Annotated in this window: 19 protein-coding genes; 7 read left to right on the forward strand and 12 right to left on the reverse strand. The window is 66.9% G+C overall.

From position 1 onward, the window contains the following. Positions 1-7: 7 nt before the first annotated feature. Positions 8-922, reverse strand: coding sequence for an oxygen-dependent coproporphyrinogen oxidase (hemF, locus tag G4G71_RS02625; protein WP_169935295.1), 915 nt, complete (start codon positions 920-922; stop codon positions 8-10). A gap of 182 nt (positions 923-1,104) precedes the next feature. Between hemF and G4G71_RS02630 the strand changes: the two genes are divergently transcribed. Beyond that, positions 1,105-2,082, forward strand: coding sequence for an NADPH:quinone reductase (locus G4G71_RS02630; protein ID WP_169935296.1), 978 nt, complete (start codon positions 1,105-1,107; stop codon positions 2,080-2,082). 97 nt (positions 2,083-2,179) lie between these two features. Here the strand turns inward: G4G71_RS02630 and tsaC are convergent, their stop codons facing one another. The 3 genes from tsaC to G4G71_RS02645 form a co-directional block, all read right to left on the reverse strand. After that, positions 2,180-2,737, reverse strand: a complete 558-nt coding sequence (gene tsaC / locus G4G71_RS02635) for an L-threonylcarbamoyladenylate synthase type 1 TsaC (RefSeq protein WP_169935297.1) — start codon at positions 2,735-2,737, stop codon at positions 2,180-2,182. Positions 2,738-2,778: 41 nt separating this feature from the next. Then, complete coding sequence (gene dprA, locus G4G71_RS02640) at positions 2,779-3,879, reverse strand: DNA-processing protein DprA (protein ID WP_169935298.1); 1,101 nt, start codon at positions 3,877-3,879, stop codon at positions 2,779-2,781. A 129-nt stretch (positions 3,880-4,008) separates the two neighbouring features. After that, complete coding sequence (locus G4G71_RS02645; protein WP_169935299.1) at positions 4,009-5,034, reverse strand: LysM peptidoglycan-binding domain-containing protein; 1,026 nt, start codon at positions 5,032-5,034, stop codon at positions 4,009-4,011. Positions 5,035-5,172: 138 nt separating this feature from the next. On the opposite strand from G4G71_RS02645, the gene def reads away from it, so the two are divergent. The 6 genes from def to G4G71_RS02675 all read left to right on the forward strand — a co-directional run bounded on the left by def (position 5,173) and on the right by G4G71_RS02675 (position 11,471). Continuing rightward, on the forward strand, positions 5,173-5,679 hold the full coding sequence (def, locus tag G4G71_RS02650) for a peptide deformylase (RefSeq protein WP_017518883.1): 507 nt from the start codon (positions 5,173-5,175) through the stop codon (positions 5,677-5,679). Between the two features lie 71 nt (positions 5,680-5,750). After that, positions 5,751-6,695, forward strand: coding sequence for a methionyl-tRNA formyltransferase (fmt, locus tag G4G71_RS02655; protein WP_169935300.1), 945 nt, complete (start codon positions 5,751-5,753; stop codon positions 6,693-6,695). Further along, a complete protein-coding gene (gene rsmB, locus G4G71_RS02660; RefSeq protein ID WP_169935301.1) occupies positions 6,692-8,002 on the forward strand; it encodes a 16S rRNA (cytosine(967)-C(5))-methyltransferase RsmB in 1,311 nt (436 codons plus the stop codon). The genes fmt and rsmB overlap by 4 nt, the downstream gene beginning before the upstream one ends. A gap of 150 nt (positions 8,003-8,152) precedes the next feature. Continuing rightward, positions 8,153-9,526: a Trk system potassium transporter TrkA gene (gene trkA / locus G4G71_RS02665; protein WP_169935302.1), complete on the forward strand. Its 1,374-nt coding sequence runs from the start codon at positions 8,153-8,155 to the stop codon at positions 9,524-9,526. A gap of 128 nt (positions 9,527-9,654) precedes the next feature. Further along, the gene (locus G4G71_RS02670; RefSeq protein WP_169935303.1) at positions 9,655-11,106 is read left to right on the forward strand and encodes a TrkH family potassium uptake protein; all 1,452 of its coding nucleotides are present in this window, start codon (positions 9,655-9,657) and stop codon (positions 11,104-11,106) included. Positions 11,107-11,153: 47 nt separating this feature from the next. Beyond that, positions 11,154-11,471 carry a tetratricopeptide repeat protein gene (locus tag G4G71_RS02675; protein WP_169935304.1) on the forward strand — a complete coding sequence of 106 codons (318 nt, stop codon included), beginning with the start codon at positions 11,154-11,156 and terminating at the stop codon, positions 11,469-11,471. Between the two features lie 143 nt (positions 11,472-11,614). On the opposite strand, the gene G4G71_RS02680 is transcribed toward G4G71_RS02675, so the two are convergent. The 8 genes from G4G71_RS02680 to eutB all read right to left on the reverse strand — a co-directional run bounded on the left by G4G71_RS02680 (position 11,615) and on the right by eutB (position 20,408). Then, positions 11,615-12,994 carry an aspartate aminotransferase family protein gene (locus G4G71_RS02680; protein ID WP_169935305.1) on the reverse strand — a complete coding sequence of 460 codons (1,380 nt, stop codon included), beginning with the start codon at positions 12,992-12,994 and terminating at the stop codon, positions 11,615-11,617. A gap of 16 nt (positions 12,995-13,010) precedes the next feature. Continuing rightward, entirely contained in the window at positions 13,011-14,468 is a 1,458-nt protein-coding gene (locus tag G4G71_RS02685; RefSeq protein WP_169935306.1) for an NAD-dependent succinate-semialdehyde dehydrogenase, read from the reverse strand. A gap of 134 nt (positions 14,469-14,602) precedes the next feature. Beyond that, positions 14,603-15,250, reverse strand: coding sequence for a 7-cyano-7-deazaguanine/7-aminomethyl-7-deazaguanine transporter (locus G4G71_RS02690; RefSeq protein ID WP_054907568.1), 648 nt, complete (start codon positions 15,248-15,250; stop codon positions 14,603-14,605). Positions 15,251-15,509: 259 nt separating this feature from the next. Further along, the gene (locus G4G71_RS02695) at positions 15,510-15,998 is read right to left on the reverse strand and encodes an Lrp/AsnC family transcriptional regulator (protein ID WP_169935307.1); all 489 of its coding nucleotides are present in this window, start codon (positions 15,996-15,998) and stop codon (positions 15,510-15,512) included. A 13-nt stretch (positions 15,999-16,011) separates the two neighbouring features. Next, on the reverse strand, positions 16,012-17,028 hold the full coding sequence (doeB, locus tag G4G71_RS02700; protein ID WP_169935308.1) for a N(2)-acetyl-L-2,4-diaminobutanoate deacetylase DoeB: 1,017 nt from the start codon (positions 17,026-17,028) through the stop codon (positions 16,012-16,014). Between the two features lie 4 nt (positions 17,029-17,032). Continuing rightward, complete coding sequence (doeA, locus tag G4G71_RS02705; RefSeq protein ID WP_169935309.1) at positions 17,033-18,223, reverse strand: ectoine hydrolase DoeA; 1,191 nt, start codon at positions 18,221-18,223, stop codon at positions 17,033-17,035. A gap of 225 nt (positions 18,224-18,448) precedes the next feature. Then, positions 18,449-19,441: a cyclodeaminase gene (locus G4G71_RS02710; RefSeq protein WP_169935310.1), complete on the reverse strand. Its 993-nt coding sequence runs from the start codon at positions 19,439-19,441 to the stop codon at positions 18,449-18,451. Further along, positions 19,434-20,408 carry a hydroxyectoine utilization dehydratase EutB gene (gene eutB, locus G4G71_RS02715; RefSeq protein WP_169935311.1) on the reverse strand — a complete coding sequence of 325 codons (975 nt, stop codon included), beginning with the start codon at positions 20,406-20,408 and terminating at the stop codon, positions 19,434-19,436. The genes G4G71_RS02710 and eutB overlap by 8 nt, the downstream gene beginning before the upstream one ends. Positions 20,409-20,468: the final 60 nt, after the last annotated feature.

Raw genomic sequence — 20,468 nt, forward strand, 5'->3', positions numbered from 1 at the left:
GCGCAGATCAGGCCTGCGCCAACCAGTCCCGATCCGTGAGGAAGTACTCGGTGAGGCGCGCTTCCTCGCTGCCCGGCTCCGGCTTCCAGTCATAGCCCCAACGTACCTGCGGCGGCAGCGACATGAGGATCGACTCGGTACGCCCGCCCGACTGCAGGCCGAACAGGGTGCCGCGATCGTAGACCAGGTTGAACTCGACATAGCGGCCGCGGCGGAAGGCCTGAAATTCGCGCTGCTGCTCGGTGTACGGGATGTTCTTGCGCTTGCGCACGATGGGCAGGTAGGCGTCGATGTAGGCATCGCCGATGGCCCGCAGGAAGGCGAAGCTGGTGTCGAAGTCCCACTGGTTCAGGTCGTCGAAGAACAGGCCGCCCACACCGCGCGGCTCGTTGCGGTGCTTGATGTGGAAGTAGCGGTCGCACCATTCCTTGTAGCGCGGGTAGACGTCCGCGCCGAAGGGCGCGCAGGCGTCGCGGGCGACCTGGTGCCAGAGCACGCAGTCTTCTTCGTGGGCGTAGTAGGGCGTCAGGTCGAAGCCGCCACCGAACCACCACACGGCCTCTTCACCTTCCTTCTCGGCGATGAAGAAGCGCACGTTGGCGTGGGAGGTCGGCACGTGGGGGTTGGTCGGGTGGATCACCAGCGACACGCCCAGCGCCTGGAAGCCGCGGCCGGCCAGTTCCGGACGGTGCGCGCTGGCGGACGGCGGCAAGCCGCTGCCGAATACATGGGAGAAATTCACCCCGCCTTTCTCGATCAAGGCACCGTCGCCGATCACCCTCGTACGACCGCCGCCGCCGGCCGGACGCTGCCAGGCGTCTTCGACGAAGCGTGCGCTGCCGTCTTCGGCTTCGAGTGCGGCGCAGATGCGGTCTTGCAGGTCGAGCAGGTAGGCCTTCACGGCCTCGATGCGGTCGGTCACGAGAATCACCTTGGAGCGGGAAAGCCACGCGTGGCGCGGGCCGGAGCGGGGTTCAGGTACGAAAACGGGCGCAAGCATACCATCGCCGCCGGCAAAGCTGGTCTTGACGGCCGTCAAGCTGGCGGCTTGGATGAAAGTCTTTTCCCCGGCGAGGCAGAGCCTCGCGTCATCAGGAGAGCGACATGGCCAAGCGTGTTCAATTCGCCAAGACCGGCGGCCCGGAAGTCCTCGAAATCGTCGACTACACCCCGGCCGAGCCCGGTCCGAATGAGGTGCGGGTGCGCAACCGCGCCATCGGCCTGAACTTCATCGACACCTACTATCGCAGCGGCCTGTACCCCGCACCGGCGATGCCATCCGGTGTCGGCACCGAAGGTGCCGGTGAGGTGGAGGCGGTGGGCAGCGCGGTGACCAGCGTGAAGGTCGGCGACCGCGTCGGCTACGCCACCGGGCCGCTGGGCGCCTACAGCGAGCAGCACACGCTGCCGGCCGCCAGCGTGGTGAAGCTGCCCGATGCGATCACCTTCGAGCAGGCCGCCGCTGTCATGCTCAAGGGCCTGACCGTGCAGTACCTGCTGCGCCAGACCTACAACGTGCAGCCGGGCCAGACCATCCTCTGGCACGCGGCTGCCGGCGGGGTCGGGCTGATCGCCTGCCAGTGGGCCAAGGCCATCGGCGCACACCTGATCGGCACCGTCAGCTCGGCTGCCAAGGCGGAACTGGCGAAATCCCACGGCGCCTGGGAAACCATCGACTACAGCCACGAGAACGTGGTGGAGCGCGTGCTGGCGCTGACCGACGGGAAGAAATGCCCGGTGGTCTACGACTCGGTGGGCAAGGACACCTGGCTGACCTCGCTGGACTGCACCGCGCCGCGCGGCCTGGTGGTGAGCTTCGGCAATGCCTCCGGCCCGGTGGACGGGGTGAACCTGGGCATCCTCTCGCAGAAGGGCTCGCTCTACGTCACCCGCCCGACGCTGTTCGGCTACGCCAGCACGCCGGAACGCCTGCAAGCCATGGCGGACGACCTGTTCGGCATGATTACCAGCGGCAAGGTGAAGGTGGAGATCAACCAGCGCTTCAGTCTGGCCGAGGCGGCCAAGGCGCAGACCGAGCTGGCGGCGCGGCGTACCACCGGCTCGACCATTCTGCTGCCGTGATCTGAAGATCATTCGCGATCAAGCTCGCTCCTCAGGGTGCATCCGCTCTTGTAGGAGCGAGCTTGCTCGCGAACCGAGTCGCGTCGTGGCGACCGGCTTACGACGGGCGAACGGTCTCGCCGGTGCGCAGATCGCGGATCAGGCTGGGATTGCGGCGCCCGCCCAGGGAGCCGCCGAGCACGCCGTCCAATTCGCCGCGGAAGTACTGCTCGACGCGCAGGCGGCTGCGCGCGGCGGGGCGCCCGGCCGGGTTGGCGGACGTGGAGATCAGCGGGCCGGTGTAGCGGCACAGTTCGCGCACCAGCGGGTGGTCGGTGACGCGCAGGGCAACGGTATCGTGCTCGCCGGTCACCCACTCGGGCAGGCGGCCCTGGTGCGGCACCAGCCAGGTGTTCGGGCCGGGCCAGCTGGCGGCGAGCTTGTCCTGCCAGGCTTCGGGCAGGTCTTCGAGGAGGAAGTCGAACTGGCGGATGTCGCCGGCCACCACGATCATGCCTTTTTCCACCGGTCGCGCCTTGATCGCCAGCAGGCGGTACACGGCGTCGGCGCTCCACGGGTCACAGCCCAGGCCCCAGACGGCTTCGGTCGGATAAGCGATCACACCGCCATCGCGCACGACCTGGGCCATGCGCTGGGTACGCCAGTTGCTGTACATCGGGAGTTCCTCGGATCTGCGATGCGCGGCAGTTTACGTGCTCAGGGGGCGCGATGCACCCAGACGCCGGCCTCGCAGGCCACCCGCCCGTCCAGCTCCAGTTCGGTGAGTTCCGCCAGCACCTGCGGCAGTTCCAGTCCACTGCGCAGGGCCAGTTGCTCGCTGCTCTGCGGGGCGGCGCGCAGCAGATCGACTAGTGGATGGGACGGCCACGAAGGCGCGGCTTCCACCCTCGGCGCGCTGTGCGTCCAGCCCTGCAAGCCCTCGAGGATGTGCTCGACCGTCTCCACCAGCGTCGCGCCCTGGCGGATCAGCTCGTGGCAGCCGCGCGCGCCGGGATGATGGATCGAGCCGGGGATCGCATAGACCTCGCGGCCCTGCTCGGCGGCCAGCCGCGCCGTGATCAGCGAACCGCTGGACGGGCTGGCCTCCACCACCAGGGTGCCCAGGGACAGGCCACTGATGATCCGGTTGCGCCGGGGAAAGTTCGAAGCCTGGGGCGCGGTGTGCAGGGGAAACTCGGAAACCAGCGCGCTGCCCTGCTCGACGATACGCCTCGACAGGCCCAGATGGCGGCGCGGATAGAGGTGCTCCAGGCCGGTCCCCAGCACGGCGACCGTCTTGCCGCCGCCGTCCAGCGCGCCTTCATGGGCGGCCCCATCGATCCCCAAAGCCAGCCCGCTGGTGATCACGAAACCACCGCCGGCCAGGCTCCGGGCGAAGGCCCGCGCGGTATCCAACCCCGGCTTGCTGGCCCGGCGGCTACCGACCATCGCCAGCTGCGGCCGCTCCAGCAAGGTCGGCTCGCCAGCCAGGAACAGCAGGGGCGGTGCATCCTCCAATTCTGCGAGCAGTGCCGGATACCCCGGCGAATCCCACATGAGCAGGTGCTGCTCCGGTGCCTCCAGCCAGCGCATGGCCTGCGCCGCCTGCTCGCGAATACGCGCGTCGCGGCGTGGCTCTGCACAAGTCGACGGCAGCCCCAGGGAGCGCCACGCCGCCGCTGGCGCGCTCAAGGCGGCAGACGCCGAGCCGAAAGCGTCCAGCAGCCGGCGAAAACGCCGTGGCCCAAGTTCGGGCAAGGCATGCAGGCGCAGCCGCGCTTCAAGCTCGGCTGGGGAGAGGGTGGGGTCGACGGGCATGGCGAAATCCTCGATGCCAGGAGATCGCCGGACTATGTCGCGCCTGCCGGTGCCGCCGCTGTCGGACCCTTCCGGATTGCGCCCACAAAAAACCCCGCCGGAGCGGGGTTTCTTCAAGTCACGCGCGCATCACGGGTTCAGGACGCGGTCGTTGACTTCCAGCGAGCGGGTAGCGGTCAGCACCAGCCCGTAGCTCAAGCGGTTGTAAGTACGGAAGACCATCACCAGGCCCGAGCGCTCGTCCGGGATCTTCACCATTTCGTCGGTGACACGATCGCGGACGGTTTCGCCCAGCTTGTAGATGGCCAGCACGTTGCCTTCGGCCAGGCCATCGCGGGTGCCCTTGTCGATGGTCACCACGTCGAACTTGCCGATCTGCGTCACGCCGCGCGGCACGTCGATGATGGTGCCCTTGATCGGGGTGCTCGGCTCGCTGGGCATGAAGGTCGAGGTGATCGCACGTTCCTCGGTGGGGAACAGGCGATCGCCCGAACGGACTTCCTGGGTGGTACGGGTCAGCATCAGGGTGGCGACGTCGCCTTCCTTCGCAGTGACGTTGGCGCCGCCTACATCCATGGCGTCGATGCCCAGGACTTCGTTGGTTTCCGGGTCGGTATAGACCTTGGCCTGGCGGAAGATGCCGTAACTGCTCTCTTCGGACAGCGAATCGCCGCGGGCGTAGGCACGGTCACCGGCACCGCTGATCACGCTCTCCTGGTCGCCAGCGACCACGTAGGGAGCGCTGGAGAAGTCGGTGTCGCTGTCGACGATACGGTTGGACAGCAGGAAGGCGTTGATCTTGTCCAGCGGAATGGTCGGGATCGCCTCGGCGATCGGGGTGCTGCGCACCCGCGGCGACAGCTTGATGGTTCCGCGGGACTCGCCGCGGTTGAGCATCAGGCGCGGCTGGCCGTCGATATACACCAGGCTCAGCACGTCACCCGGGTAGATCAGGTGCGGGTTCTGAATCTGCGGATTCACCTGCCAGATTTCCGGCCACTTCCACGGCTTGCTGAGGAACTTGCCGGAGATGTCCCAGAGGGTGTCGCCCTTCACTACGGTATAGCGATCCGGATGGCCGTCCTTGAGCTGCACGGCAGCCTGCGCCATCCCGCCTGCAGCGAGCAGCAGCAGGGCGAGTAGTGTTTTCCTCATGCGGTGAATCCCTTTATTATGTGTACACATGAAACGCCTGGAAGCCGCCCCTACCGCGCTTTCCAGCCGTTTTTCGATGCTGCTCAGCATATTAGCAGCCGATTTTGACTTTATTCCACAAGTGCATCACAAACGTATATGGCCATTCTGAACATTCTCGAATTCCCCGATCCGCGTCTGCGGACCATCGCCAAGCCGGTCACGGTCTTCGATGACGCCCTGCGCACGCTGATCGACGACATGTTCGAGACCATGTACGAGGCGCCGGGCATTGGTCTTGCGGCAACGCAGATCAACGTACACAAGCGCGTCGTGGTGATGGACCTCTCCGAGGACAAGTCCGAGCCTCGGGTCTACATCAACCCCGAATTCGAATACCTCACCGAGGAAATGGACCAGTACCAGGAAGGCTGCCTGTCGGTTCCCGGCTTCTACGAAAATGTAGACCGCCCGCAGAAGGTGCGGATCAAGGCCCAGGACCGCGATGGCAACCCGTTCGAGGAAGTAGCCGAAGGCCTGCTCGCCGTGTGCATCCAGCACGAGTGCGATCACCTCAACGGCAAGCTGTTCGTCGACTACCTGTCCAACCTCAAGCGCGACCGCATCCGCAAGAAGCTGGAAAAGCAGCACCGGCAACAGGCGTGACCCCATCCCCAAAGGCTTGCCCCGGCAAGCCCCCGCCAGCTCTTTCATAGAGAGCTTTTTGAGAGCCCGATATGAGTCAGAGACTGCGCATCGTCTTCGCCGGTACCCCGGAATTCGCCGCCGAACACCTCAAGGCCCTGCTGGGCGGTCCCCACGAGCTGGTGGCCGTCTACACCCAGCCGGACCGCCCGGCCGGCCGTGGGCAGAAGCTGATGCCCAGCCCGGTCAAGCAGCTCGCCATGGCGAATGGCCTGACCGTGCTGCAGCCGCCGACCCTGCGCGACCCCGCCGCCCAGGCGGAGCTGGCCGCACTCAAACCGGACCTGATGGTGGTGGTCGCCTATGGCCTGATCCTGCCGCAGGTGGTGCTGGATATCCCGCGCCTGGGCTGCATCAACAGCCACGCCTCGCTGCTGCCGCGCTGGCGCGGCGCCGCGCCGATCCAGCGCGCGGTGGAAGCCGGCGACGCCGAGAGCGGTGTGACCGTGATGCAAATGGAAGCCGGCCTGGACACCGGGCCGATGCTGCTCAAGGTCAGCACGCCGATTTCCGCCGAAGACACTGGCGGCAGCCTGCACGACCGCCTCGCCGAACTGGGCCCGAAGGCCGTGGTCGAGGCCATTGCCGGCCTCGCCGCCGGTACGCTCAAGGGCGAGGTGCAGGACGACTCCCTGGCCACCTATGCACACAAGTTGAACAAGGAAGAGGCGCGCATCGACTGGTCGCGCCCGGCCGACGAGCTGGAGCGCCGCATCCGCGCCTTCACGCCGTGGCCGGTTTGCCACACCACGCTCGGTGACGCCGCGCTGAAAGTACTTGGCGCCAAGCCGGCAGAGGGCAAGGGCGTTCCCGGCATGATTCTCGACGCCAGCCGCGACGGCCTACTGGTCGCCTGCGGTGAAGGCGCGCTGCTGCTGACCCGCCTGCAACTGCCTGGAGGCAAGCCGCTGGCCTTCGCCGACCTGTTCAACAGCCGCCGCGAGCAGTTCGCCGCCGGCCTGGTGCTGGGCAAATGAGTACCAATCCTCGTCTGGCCGCAGCCCGTGCGCTGGCCGCGGTGCTCGCCGGCCGCGCCTCACTGGGCAGCTCGTTGCCGACCCAGATGGAGAACGTCGAGCCACGCGACCGCGGGCTGGTGCAGGAACTGGCTTTCGGCAGCGCCCGCTGGCAACCGCGCCTGTCCACCCTCGCCGCGCGCCTGCTGCAGAAGCCGTTCAAGGCTGGTGACCGTGATGTCGAGGCCTTGCTGCTGGTTGGCCTGTACCAATTGCTCTACACCCGCATTCCGCCCCACGCAGCCATTGGCGAAACCGTCGGCTGCGCGGACAAGTTGAAGAAGCCCTGGGCCAAGGGCCTGCTCAACGCCGTGCTGCGCCGCGCCCAGCGCGAGAGCGAAACCCTGCTGGCCGAGGTCGACAAGGACCCGGCCGCACGCCTGGCGCATCCGCGCTGGCTGCAGAAGGCACTGAAGAAATCCTGGCCGGAGCAGTTCGAAGCGATCTGCGCCGCCAACAACGCCCACCCGCCGATGACCCTGCGAGTGAACCGCCGCCATGGCAGCCGCGATGCCTACCTGGAAGAACTGAACCGCGTCGGCTTCGAAGCCACCGCCTGCGAGTTCAGCCGCAACGGCATCAACCTTGTGCAGCCGTGCGATGTGCGCGAGCTGCCGGGCTTTGCCGAAGGCCGCGTCAGCGTGCAGGACGAAGCCGCGCAACTGGCCGCCGACCTGCTGGAACTGGCACCCAACCAGCGCGTGCTGGACGCCTGCTGCGCCCCCGGCGGCAAGACCTGCCACCTGATGGAAGCCGAGTCCGCGCTGGCTGGCGTGGTCGCCGTAGACCTGGAAGAAAGCCGGCTGGTGCGCGTGCGCGAGAACCTCGCACGCCTGCAGCTCGACGCCCAGCTGTTCGCCGCCGACGCCCGCGACACGGCCAAATGGTGGGACGGCAAACCCTTCCAGCGCATCCTGCTGGACGCGCCTTGTTCCGCCACCGGCGTGATCCGCCGCCACCCGGACATCAAGCTGACCCGCACCGCCGAAGACATCGAGGCGCTGGCGCAACTGCAGGGCGAGCTGCTCGATGCCCTGTGGGCCACACTCGAAGTCGGTGGCGTGATGGTCTACGCGACCTGCTCGGTGATGCCGCAGGAGAACAGCGAGCAGATCGCCGCGTTCCTCGGTCGCACCCCCGGCGCCCGCGAGCTGGACCTGCCCGGCCCCTGGGGCATCAAGCAGCCCCACGGCCGCCAGCTGCTGCCACAGCAGGGCGGGCATGACGGCTTCTACTATGCCAAGCTGATCAAGATTTCGGCCCGCTAGGCCAAACGGGCTGCTGCGCGTCGACGATACGTCGTCAGATCACGGTTTCGAATGCTCATTTACATTCGTAAACTCCGCTTCGAAACCGCGTTCTTCCTAGTCTCGTTCTAGCTCGCAATCCCTCCCCCGAGGAGTTAACAAAGAGCTCTCATGAAAATCATCATCCTTGGTGCCGGCCAGGTTGGCGGCACTCTGGCCGAGCACCTCGCCAGCGAAGCCAACGACATCACGGTCGTCGATACCGACGGCGAACGCCTGCGCGACCTCAACGACCGCCTGGACATCCGCACCGTCCACGGCAAGGCCTCGTTCCCCACCGTGCTGCGCCAGGCCGGCGCCGACGACGCCGACATGCTGGTGGCGGTGACCAACAGCGACGAGGTGAACATGGTGGCCTGCCAGGTCGCCTACACCCTGTTCAACACCCCGACGCGCATTGCCCGCGTGCGCGAGGCGGCGTACCTGACCCGCGCCGGGCTGTTCGACAACGAGGCGATCCCGGTCGACGTGCTGATCAGCCCCGAGCAGGTGGTGACCAACTACATCAAGCGCCTGGTGGAATACCCCGGCGCCCTGCAGGTGATCGACTTCGCCGAGGGCAAGGCGCAGCTGGTGGGCATTCGTGCCTACTACGGCGGCCCGCTGGTGGGCCAGGAGCTGCGCCAGCTGCGCGAGCACATGCCCAACGCAGATACTCGCGTGGCGGCGATCTACCGGCGCAACCGGCCGATCATTCCCCAGGGCGACACGGTGATCGAGGCGGACGACGAAGTATTCTTCATCGCCGCCAAGGCCCATATCCGCGCGGTGATGGGCGAGATGCGCCGCCTGGAGGACAGCTACAAGCGGATCATCATCGCCGGTGGCGGCAACATCGGCGAGCGCCTGGCCGAGGCCATCGAAAGCCGTTACCAGGTGAAGATCATCGAGATGAACCCGGCGCGCTGTCGGCACCTCTCGGACAACCTCGACAGCTCCATCGTGCTCCAGGGCAGCGCCTCCGACCGCGACCTGCTGCTGGAAGAAAACATCGGCGACACCGACCTGTTCCTCGCCCTGACCAACGACGACGAGGCCAACATCATGTCCTCGCTGCTGGCCAAGCGCCTGGGCGCGCGCAAGGTGATGACGCTGATCAACAACCCCGCCTACGTCGACCTGGTGCAGGGCGGCGAGATCGATATCGCCATCAGCCCGCAGTTGGCGACCATCGGCACCCTGCTGACCCACGTGCGCCGCGGCGACATCGAGAGCGTGCACTCCCTGCGCCGTGGCGCCGCCGAGGCCATCGAGGTGGTCGCCCATGGCGACGCCAAGTCGAGCAAGGTCATCGGCCGCAGGATCAACGAAGTGCAGCTGCCGCCGGGCACCACCATCGGCGCGGTGATTCGCGACGACGACGTGCTGATCGCCCACGGCGAAACGCAGATCGAGTCCGGCGACCACGTGATCCTCTTCGTGGTGGACAAGAAGCGCATCCGCGACGTCGAGCGCCTGTTCCAGGCCGGCCTGACCTTCTTCTGATCGACCCGGGGGCCGCCACATGGCGGCCCTGCCAGTTAATTCCGAGGCTCTTTCAGACAGGTCCTACTGCGCCATCCAGCCTCCCTTGTCACCCTGCGCGGCCTGTTCCTGCTTGTCTGCCTCCGGTCATGCGCTACTCATCCATCGGTCGAATCCTCGGCGTACTGCTGATGCTGTTCAGCGTTACGCACCTGCCGCCACTGCTCGTGGACCTGCACTACGCCGAGCGCTCCTGGCAGCCCTTCGCGCTGTCGTTCCTGGTCACCTTGCTGACCGGCTTCGCCCTCTGGTGGCCGTGCCGCCAGCACAAGCAGGACCTGCGCATCCGCGATGGCTACCTGGTCACGGCGCTGTTCTGGGTCGTCCTGGGGTCCTTCGGCGCCTTGCCGTTCGCGTTATCCGACGCGCCGCACATGGGCCTGGTCGACTCGCTGTTCGAGTCCTTCTCGGGCCTCTCCACCACCGGCGCGACCGTGCTCACCGGCCTCGATGCGCTGCCCCACGCCATCCTCTACTACCGCCAGCAGCTGCAGTGGCTGGGCGGCATGGGCATCGTGGTGCTGGCGGTGGCGGTGATGCCGATGCTCGGCATCGGCGGCATGCAGCTGTACCGCGCGGAGATGCCCGGCCCGCTCAAGGACCACAAGCTCTCGCCGCGTATCGCCGATACCGCCAAGACCCTCTGGCTGATCTACTGCGGCCTGACCCTGGCCTGCGCGCTGGCGTACTGGGCCGCGGGAATGAACCTGTTCGACGCCGTCGGCCACAGCTTCTCCACCATCGCCATCGGCGGCTTCTCCACCCACGATGCGAGCATCGGCTACTTCGACAGTCCGCTGATCGAGCTGATCTGCATGACCTTCCTGGTGATTTCCGGGATCAACTTCAGCCTGCACTTCCTCGCCTGGCGCCAGCGCAAGGTCAGCCACTACCTGAAGGACCCGGAATGCCGGGCCTACCTGGGCATCCTGCTGGTGCTGTTCCTGATCACCGCGGCGACGCTGATCCTCAAGCACCACTACGACTCGCCCTTGCAGGCGATCCGCTATGCGGCGTTCATGGTGGTTTCGGTGGCGACCACCACCGGCTTCGGTCTAGCCGACTTCAGCACCTGGCCGACCCTGCTGCCGTATCTGCTGCTCTACAGCACCTTCATCGGCGCCTGCGCCGGCTCCACCGGCGGCGGCATGAAGGTGATGCGCATGCTGCTGGTGTACCGCCAGGGCATGCGCGAATTCCTCCGCCTGCTGCATCCCAACGGGGTGTTCCTGGTCAAGCTCGGGCGACGCACAGTGCCCGACCGCGTGGTGGAGTCGGTGTGGGCGTTCTTCTCCATCTACCTGCTGACCTTCGTGACCCTGATGCTGGTGCTGCTGGCCCTGGGCGTGGACCAGCTCACGGCGTTCTCCACGCTCGCCTCCTGCCTGAACAACCTGGGCCCGGCGCTGGGCGAAGCGGCCGTGCATTACGGCCATCTGCCGGGCAGCGCCAAGCTGGTGCTGAGCCTGGCAATGGTGCTGGGGCGGCTGGAGGTGTTCTCGCTGCTGATCCTGCTGACGCCCGCCTTCTGGCGCACATGAGGCACGGATCTTGGGGCAGAATGGCGGCCTGCTGACGGAGACCCGCCATGATCGATTCACTGGAAAAGATGCTCGCCAAGGGCGTGGACAACTCGCTGCTGCGCTTCGGCCTGGGCAAGGGCTACCTGGATGCCGGCGACGCGACGAAAGCCGCCGAACACCTGCGCCGCTGCGTGGAACAGGACCCCAAGTACTCCGCCGCCTGGAAGCTGCTGGGCAAGGCGCTGCAGGTCGAGGGTGACCTGGACGGCGCCCGCACCGCCTGGACCGATGGACTGGCCGCCGCGCAGGCCCACGGCGACAAGCAGGCGGAGAAGGAAATGACGGTGTTCCTGCGCAAGCTGGACAAGGCAAAGGGCGCGTAAACGCCCTTTTCTGTACCGCCCTCGGTCCTACAAAGAGCAATGCTTCAGGGAGCGCAGGAGCGGACTCTGTCCGCGATCGCCTCCCGACTGCTTCGAACTGTCCGGTGGCGCATCGCGGACGGAGTCCGTTCCCACAACAGTTGCTACAGCACCTGCGCCGCCACCGCATCCACCGCCGACTTGGCGATGCCGACAATCTCGTCCGCCTCGGCGCGAGTAAGCACCAGCGGCGGGGCGAAACCGAGGATGTCGCCATGGGGCATGGCGCGGGCGATCATGCCTCGCTCAAGGCACGCAGCCGACACCTTCGGGCCGACTTTCAGCGCCGGGTCAAAGGGCCTGCGCGCCTCGCGGTCGGCCATGAACTCCAGCGCGGCCAGCATGCCGTCGCCGCGCACTTCACCCACCAGCGGGTGGCCCTCGAAAGTCTGGCACAGCTGCTGGTTCAGGTAACCGCCGACCTCCGCGGCGTTGGCGGTGATGTTTTCCCGCTCAAGGATGTTCAGGTTGGCCAGCGCCGCCGCCGCGCAGATCGGGTGGCCGGAGTAGGTCCAGCCATGGCCCATGGCGCCTTCGCGGCTGGACGCGCTATCGATCACGTCCCAGACCTTCTCGCCGACGATCACCGCCGACAGTGGCGCATAGGCGCTGGTCAGGCCCTTGGCCGTGGTGATCAGGTCCGGGCGCATGCCGTAGCGCTGGCTGCCCATCTTGTCGCCGACGCGGCCGAACGCGCAGACCACTTCGTCGGCAATCAGCAGCACGTCGTACTTCGCCAGCACCGCCTGGATCGCCTCCCAGTATCCCTTGGGCGGGACGATGATGCCGCCAGTGCCCATCACCGGCTCGCCGATGAAGGCGGCCACCGTATCCGGGCCTTCGGCGAGGATCAGGTTTTCCAGCTCCTGGGCGCAGTGGCGGACGAAGCTCGCCTCGTCCATGCCCGCCGGCGCCTTGTAGAAGTGCGGGCACAGGGTGTGCTTGACGCCTTCCACCGGCAGGTCGAAGTGCTGGTGGAAGCTCGCCAGCCCCGTGAGGCTGCCGGTGACGATCCCCGAGCCGTGGTAGCCGCGCTGGCGCGAGACGATCTTTTTCTTCTGCGGCCGGCCCAGCACGTTGTTGTAGTAGCGCACCAGCTTGACCTGGGTTTCGTTGGCGTCGGAGCCGGAGAGGCCGTAGTAGACCTTCTTCATGCCTGACGGCGCCCAGTCGCGGATGATCCGCGCGGACAGCTCGATGATCGCCTCGGAAGAATGCCCCACATAGGTGTGGTAGTAGGCCAGGTGCGTGGCCTGTGCATGGATGGCGTCGGCGACTTCGGTACGGCCGTAGCCGATGTTCACGCAGTACAGGCCGGCAAAGGCATCGAGCAGCTCGCGACCCTGGTGATCGCGGATGCGCACGCCGGAGGCGCCGGTGATTATCCTCCCCGGCAGCGCGCCACTGGCGTGATCGTGGGCGTGGGTCGAGGGGTGCATGAAGTGCGCGCGGTCGTCTTCGAACAGCTTGGCGTAGTCGGTCATGGCGGTGTTCTCCCGGTCAGATGGCGCCGTGGTGCAAGGCGAAGTACTTGGTTTCGACGAAGGGCTCGAAGCCCTCGCTGCCGCCTTCGCGACCCAGGCCAGAGGCCTTCATGCCGCCGAAGGGAATGGGGTGGCCGGTGAACTTGGCGCCGTTGACCGCCACCATGGCGAATTCCAGGCGCCGCATCAGCGGCCAGATGTGATCCAGGCGTTGCCCACAAAGGTAGGCGGCCAGGCCGTACTCGGTGTCGTTGGCCAGCCGGACGGCTTCGTCCAGGTCGTCGTACGCGCTCACACCGGCAATCGGCGCAAAGTTTTCCTCGCGCCAGATGCGCATCTGCGGGGTGACGTCGGCCAGCACGGTGGGCTGGTGGAACCAGCCGCCCAGTGCATGGGGTTCGCCGCCGGCGAGCAGGCGCGCGCCCTGGTCGATGGCGTCCCGCACGCGCTCGCAGGTCACGTCGAAGGCGCCCTGGTGCATCAGCGGACCGATCTGGCTGCGCGCATCGCTGGCAGGGCCGACGCGCAGCTCGCGGGCGGCGCGAGCGAAACGCTGCAGGAAAGGCTCATAGAGTTCGCGGGCAACCAGGATGCGGTTGGCCGCGCAGCAGTCCTGCCCGGAGGTCTGGAACTTGGCGTCGATGGCGAACTTCACCGCCTGCTCCAGATCGGCGTCGGGCAGAACGATGAAGGGCGCGTTGCCGCCCAGCTCCAGGGCGACTTTCTTCACGTCGCGGGCGGCGGCTTGCAGCACCAGCTTCCCCACGCGGGTCGAGCCGGTGAAGCTCACGGCGCGCACGCGGCTGTCGCCGACCAGGGTTTCCATGGCCATCTGCGGCTCGCCCAGCACCACGTTGAACACGCCGGCGGGGAAGCCGGCTTCTTCGGCCAGCTGCGCCAGGGCGAAAGCGGAATAGGGCGTCTCGTGGGCCGGCTTGACCACCACGCTGCAGCCGGCGGCAAGGGCGGCGGCGGCCTTGCGGGTGATCATCGCCGAGGGGAAGTTCCACGGCGTCAGCAACGCGGCGACGCCCACCGGCTCGACCACCGTGCCCAGGTGCGCATTGGGGATATGGCTGGGGATGTTGCGGCCGTTCAGCCGGCGCGCCTCTTCGGCGAACCAGGGGATGAAGCTGGCGGCGTAGTCGATCTCGCCAAGGGCCTCGGTCAGCGGCTTGCCCTGTTCAAGGCTGAGGATCTGCGCAAGGTCGTCGCGGTGCAGGCGGATCAGCTCAGCCCAGCGACGCAGCAGGGCGCCGCGCTCATCCAGGCTGCGCGCGCGCCAGGCCAGGAAGGCCGCGGCGGCAGCGTCAATGGCACCGACGATCTGTTCGCGGTCGAGCAGCGGCACGTGGCCGATGGCTTCGCGGGTCGCGGGGTTGTCGACGGCGATGCTGGCGCCGCTGGCGCTGTGCAGCCAATGGCCGTTCACGTAGCAGAGCGACTTGAACAGCAGGGGATGGGCGTAGGACATGGCGGCGGCTCCTTGGAGGATGGCATGGGAACCATCCTAGGGGCCGCGGGCGCGCGGTTTTTTCCTAAGCGGGGGACGACGGCGGCAAATCTTTTTGCAGTTCTGCCGCCGCTGTTGGGCTTTTTCGGGTGGTGTCAGGCCGTTGCGGCGCGACGCAGGTTGCGGGTGATGGCGCTGAGCAGCATGCCGTAGAGCGGCACGAAGAGCATCAGCATGACCGCCAGCTTCACGCCGTAGTCGACCCAGGCGATCTCCACCCAGTGCTCGGCCATGAAGGCGTTGTCGCTGTGCCAGAAGGCGATGGAGAAGAAGGTGAAGGTGTCCAGCAGGTTGCCGAACAGGGTCGAGACCACCGGGGCGATCCACCACTGGCGCATGCGGCGCAGGCGGTCGAAGACCTGGATGTCGAGGATCTGCCCGAACACGTAGGCCAGGAAGCTGGCCAGGGAAATCCGCGCTACGAAGGTGTTGAATTCGCCCAGCGAGGCGAAGCCCCTGAAGGCGCCTTCCTGGAAGATCACCGAAATGACGTAGGAAGCCAGCAGTGCCGGGATCATCACCCGCGCGATGACCAGCCGTGCCGGGCGCTTGCCGAGCAGGCGGACGGTGAGGTCGGTGGCCAGGAAGATGAACGGGAAGCTGAACGCGCCCCAGGTGGTGTGCCAGCCAAAGAGCGTCATTGGCAGCTGCACCAGGTAGTTGCTGGCGATGATGATCAGGATGTGGAACGCGACCAGGCCGGCGAGTGCGCCGCGCCGTGCCGCCGGAAGGGATGCCGACATGCTTGGGCCTTTTTCGTCGATGGGGTGAGGGAACCCATGCCCGGCACCATGCCGAGCGGCGCGCATTGTATACGATCCGGACCGAAAAGTCAGGTTTTATTGTGCAATTTTTGTTCAGCTGAGTTTAGATGCACGGGGCTTTCTTCACCCCAGCCCTCTCCCGCGGGTCAGCGGTCTTTGGTTTTGTAGGAGCGAGCTTGCTCGCGAACCCACCCACCTCCAGCGCGGCCGGTGAATCCGTTCGCGAGCAAGCTCGCTCCTACAGGGAACCTGCCTCCAGCGCCTCGGCAGGAATCGCCGCATCCTGGGTCTTGATCACCTTGGTGACGATATAGGTGAAGTAGCGCTCGATCCCCACATCCTCCAGCAACAGCTGGTCGATGAAGCGCTGGTAGTGGTCGATGTCGCGCGCCTGGATCATCGCGATGTAATCCACCCCGCCACCGGTGGCGTAGCAGAAGCCGACCTCCGGCGACTGCTGCAGGCGCTGCTCGAAACGCCTCATGTCCTGCGCGGTATGCCGCGCCAGGGTGATCTCCACCAGCACCTGCTGCTGCTTGAACAGCGCCGGCCAATCGATCTGCGCGCGGTAGCCCTTGATCAACCCGGCCTCCTCCAGCTTGCGCACACGCTCCCAGGCCGGGCTGACCGAGAGGTTGATCGCCTCGGCCAGGCTCGACTTGGTGATGCGCCCGTCGCCAGCGAGGATGCGCAGGATCTTCAGGTCGTAGCGGTCGAGCTTGATCATGACGGGCTCTCGTTCAGTCCAGTACCTCGGCGACCACCGCCAGGGTGTCGCCACTCTGCACCAGGCCGGGGAAATGCCGCGCGGCGAGGATACCGCTGCGCTTGGCGCGGTACTCCACCGGCGCCGCGCCGGTGCGCAGCACGTCATGCACCCGCGCCAGCACTTCGCCACGCTCGACACGCTCGCCCAGGTCGCGGCACATCTCCAGCAGGCCGCCGTGCTCGCTGGCGACGAAACAGTCACCGTCGGGCATGTCGAGCATCAGCGACTTCGCCGGCTCGATCTCGCCGCGCAGGATGCCAGCCTCAACCAGCAGGTTACGTACACCACGCCGGGCGATAGCCACAGTGCGCGCGCTGCTGGTGCCGCCGCCACCCAGCTCGGTGGTGACGAACAGCTTGCCCTGTTCCTCGGCGGCGCTGTCGTACATGCCCACCGCATCCAGCTCCAGCATGCGCATGGCGTAGGGCGCGGCGAAGGCGCGCATCAGCGCCTCGCTGGCTTCCTGCTGGGCCTTGTCCGGCAGCACGTGGCAGGCGGCGAAGGGCAGGAAATCCAGGGTCCGGCCGCCGGAGTGGATGTCCAGCACCACATCCGCCAGCGGCAGCAGGGTGCGCTGGAAGTAGTCGGCGATCTTCTGCGTCACCGTGCCGTCCGGGCGGCCGGGGAAGCTGCGGTTGAGGTTGCCGGCGTCGATGGGCGAGGTGCGCTTGCCGGCATGGAACGCCGGCGTGTTCATGAACGGCACGATGATCACACGGCCGCGCACGTCCTCGGTCCGCAGTTCCTGGGCCAGGCGGCTGAGCGCCACCGGGCCTTCGTACTCGTCACCGTGGTTGCCGCCGGTCAGCAGCGCGGTGGGGCCGTCGCCGTTCTTCACCACGCAGACCGGGATCATCACCGCGCCCCAGGCCGAATCGTCCCGCGAGTAGGGCAGCTTGAGGTGGCCGTGCTGCACGCCGTCGCGCTGGAAATCGACGCTGGCGGCGATGGGGTTTTCGCGCAGCTCTTTATCGAGGGACTGTGTCATCGCCTCACTCCTTCACGAACAGCTGGCGCGGGTAGTCGCAGAAGGTTTCCACGCCGCGCTCAGTGATGAGGATGCTCTCGGTGATCTCCAGGCCCCAGTCGTCCATCCACAGGCCGGGCATGAAGTGAAAGGTCATGCCTGGTTCGAGCACGCTGTTGTCGCTCGGGCGCAGGCTCATGGTGCGCTCGCCCCAGTCCGGCGGGTAGCTGATCCCGATGGGGTAGCCGCAGCGGCTGTCCTTGTGGATGCCGAACTTCTCCAGCACGCCGAAGAAGGCGCGGGCGATGTCGCCGGTGGTGTTACCCGGTTTCGCCGCGTCGAGGCCTGCGGCGATGCCTTCGACCACGGCTTTTTCCGCATCGAGGAAATGCTGCGGCGGCTGGCCGAGGAACACCGTGCGCGACAGCGGGCAGTGGTAGCGCTTGTAGCAGCCGGCGATCTCGAAGAAGGTGCCGGCGCCGCGCTCGAAGGGTGTGTCGTCCCAGGTCAGGTGCGGCGCGCTGGCGTCGGCGCCGGTGGGCAGCAGTGGGACGATGGCCGGGTAGTCGCCGCCGTGGCCGTCGGCGCCGAGGATGCCGGTGCTGTAGATCTCGGCGACCAGCTCGTTCTTGCGCATACCCGGCTCGATGCGCTCGACGATGTGCGCGTGCATCTTCTCGACGATGCGCGCGGCGATGCGCATGTACTCGATCTCGCGCGGCGACTTCACCGCGCGCTGCCAGTTCACCAGGGCCGTGGCATCGACGAACTTCGCGTTCGGCAGGTTCACCTGCAGTGAGCGGAAGGCGGCGGCGCTGAAGTAGTAGTTGTCCATCTCCACGCCGATGGTCCGATCCGACCAGCCGCGCGCGGCGATGACCTCGCGGGACAGGTAGTCCATCGGGTGGCGCTCGGTGGACTGCACGTAGTGGTCGGGGTAGCCGACGATGTTGTCCGCCTGCATGAACACGGTACGCCGCGCGCCGTTGGCGTCCTGGCCGCGGCCGAACCAGACCGGCTCGCCGTCCAGCGCCAGCAGCACGCACTGGTGCACGTAGAAGGACCAGCCGTCGTAGCCGGTCAGCCAGGCCATGTTCGACGGATCGGTAACCAGCAGCAGTTCGATGCCGCGCTGTTGCATGCTGGCGCGGACCTTGGCGATCCGCTGGGCATATTCCTCCCGGCTGAAGGGGAGGTTGACGACGATCTCGGACATGCGGAAATCCTCTTGGGGGAATCGTTGTCGGGCTTCGTTGGGATAGCCCGAGACTTTTGGTTCCCCTCACCCCAACCCTCTCCCAGAGGGAGAGGTAGCAATCCGAGCCGGCTGACGCCGCGGCTTCATCCTGCACCTGACGGTCCCCTCTCCCGCTTGAGGAGCGGGGCGCGCAGCCAGGGTTAGGGCGAGGGCGCTCTTCCCGCGAAGCGGGACGAAAAATTCTCAGCTGCTGAAACGGAATCCCTTGCCCATCCGCTGTGCCCGCTGGAAGGCCAGGCCGGCGATAGCGGTGTCCTGGGCGCCGGTGCCGGTGAGGTCGCAGAGGGTGATGTCCTCGGCGCGCACACGGCCCTGGCGCAGCCCGGCGATGACTTGACCGAGCTCGGCGAAATCCGCGTCGAGGCTGACGTTGCCGGCCGCCACCGCGTGGTGCAGCTCGCCCAGCACCAGGGTCTGGCTGAGGCGGTCGGCGACGTAGTGGTCGACGGCGGCCAGCGCTTGGGCGGCGATCTCGTTCTTGTGCTCGGCGTCCGAACCCATGGCGGTGATGTGCAAGCCGGGGCGCAGGTGTTTTTTCTGGATCAGCGGTTCGCGGCTGGGCGTGGTGGTGATGGCGATGTCGGCGCCTTCCAGCGCTTCGTCGACGCTGGCGCAAGGCGTGACCGCAATGCCCAGGCTGCCGCTCAGCTCTTCCGCACATTGCCGCGCTTTGGCGATATCCCGCGCCCAGACGCTGGCGCCTTCGATGGGCCGCACCAGGCACAGCGCCTTGAGCTGCAACCGCGCCTGTTCCCCGGCGCCGATCAGCGCGACCTGGCGCGAGTTCTCGCGGGCCAACCATTTGGCCGCCACTGCGCCAGCGCAGGCGGTGCGCACGGCGGTGAGGTAGCCGTTATCCAGCAGCAGCGCGTCGAGCAAGCCGGTTTTGGAGGACAACAACATCATCATGCCGTTGAGGCTGGGCAGGCCCAGCTTGGGATTGTCGAAAAAGCCGGGGCTGACCTTGATGGCAAAGCGCGGCAGGCCGGGCAGGTAGGCGGTCTTCACGTCGACTTCGCCGTTGTGCTCGGGCACGTCCAGGCGAAGGATCGGCGGCATCGCCACCGGTGCCGTGGCCAGCAGGCGAAAGGCCTGTTCGACGGCGTCGAGGCTCTCCCGGTCTATCGCCACGCAGGCGCGCAGGTCGGCTTCGCTGAGCAGGGTGACGTCAGCCATGGGCAGTTTCCTCGAGGATCTGTTGGTGTTGTTCGATGGCGATGTTGCGGCCGCTGACCACCACCACCACCGGGCCGATCGGCGCGATCAGGCCGTCGAGCAGCGCGGCGATGCCCACGGCGGCAGCGCCTTCGACCACCTGCCGCTCCTCGCGGTAGGCGTGACGGATACCGGCGGCAATGGAGGGCTCGTCGAGCAGGTGCAACTGGTCGCAGTAGTCACGGGCGAGTGCGAAGGTGTAGCGGTTGTCCAGGCCGATGCCGCCGCCGAGGGAGTCGGCCAGGGTCGGCAACTCTTCCACGTCCACCGGGTGACCGGCGGCGAGGCTGGCGGCCATGGCGGCGCCTCGGCGCATGCTGATGCCGTGCACGCGAATGCTCGGGTCCGCCTGCTTGAGCGCCAGCGCCACGCCGCCGAACAGGCCGCCACCGGAGAGCGGTACCAGCACCTGGCGCACGTCCGGCAGTTGTTCGAGGATTTCCAGGCCGAGGGTGCCCTGGCCGGCGATGATCTGCGGGTGATCGAAGGGCGGCAGCAGCGCCGCGCCCAGCTCACGGGCAATGCGTTCGGCTTCGGCCTGGGCGTCGTCCTGGCTGTTGCCGATGATGCGGACTTCAGCGCCCAGTTCGCGGATCGCCTGCACCTTGTTCGCCGGAACCAACTGCGACAGGCAGATGGTGGCTTGCACGCCGAGCACGCGCGCGGCGTGGGCCAGCGCCCGGCCGTGGTTACCGGTGGAGGCCGCGACCACGCCCTTGGCCTTTTGCTCATCGCTGAGCTGGGCGATCGCGTTGCTCGCCCCGCGCAGCTTGAAGCTGCCGGTGATCTGCTGGGATTCAAGCTTCAGGTACACCGACGCGCCGAGCAGGCGCGACAGGCTGGGTGAATGCTCCAGCGGCGTCTGCCGTACCAGGCCCTGGATGCGCTGGCGTGCTCGGTACAGCTCGACGAGGGGAATCGGCTCCATCTCGGCCTCCGGGGAATGCAGTGGGGCCGAGTGTAGGGGCGGGAAATTGTCGCGATGAAT

It is taken from the genome of Pseudomonas multiresinivorans (assembly GCF_012971725.1).
In the GTDB taxonomy this organism is placed as follows: Bacteria; Pseudomonadota; Gammaproteobacteria; order Pseudomonadales; family Pseudomonadaceae; genus Pseudomonas; species Pseudomonas multiresinivorans.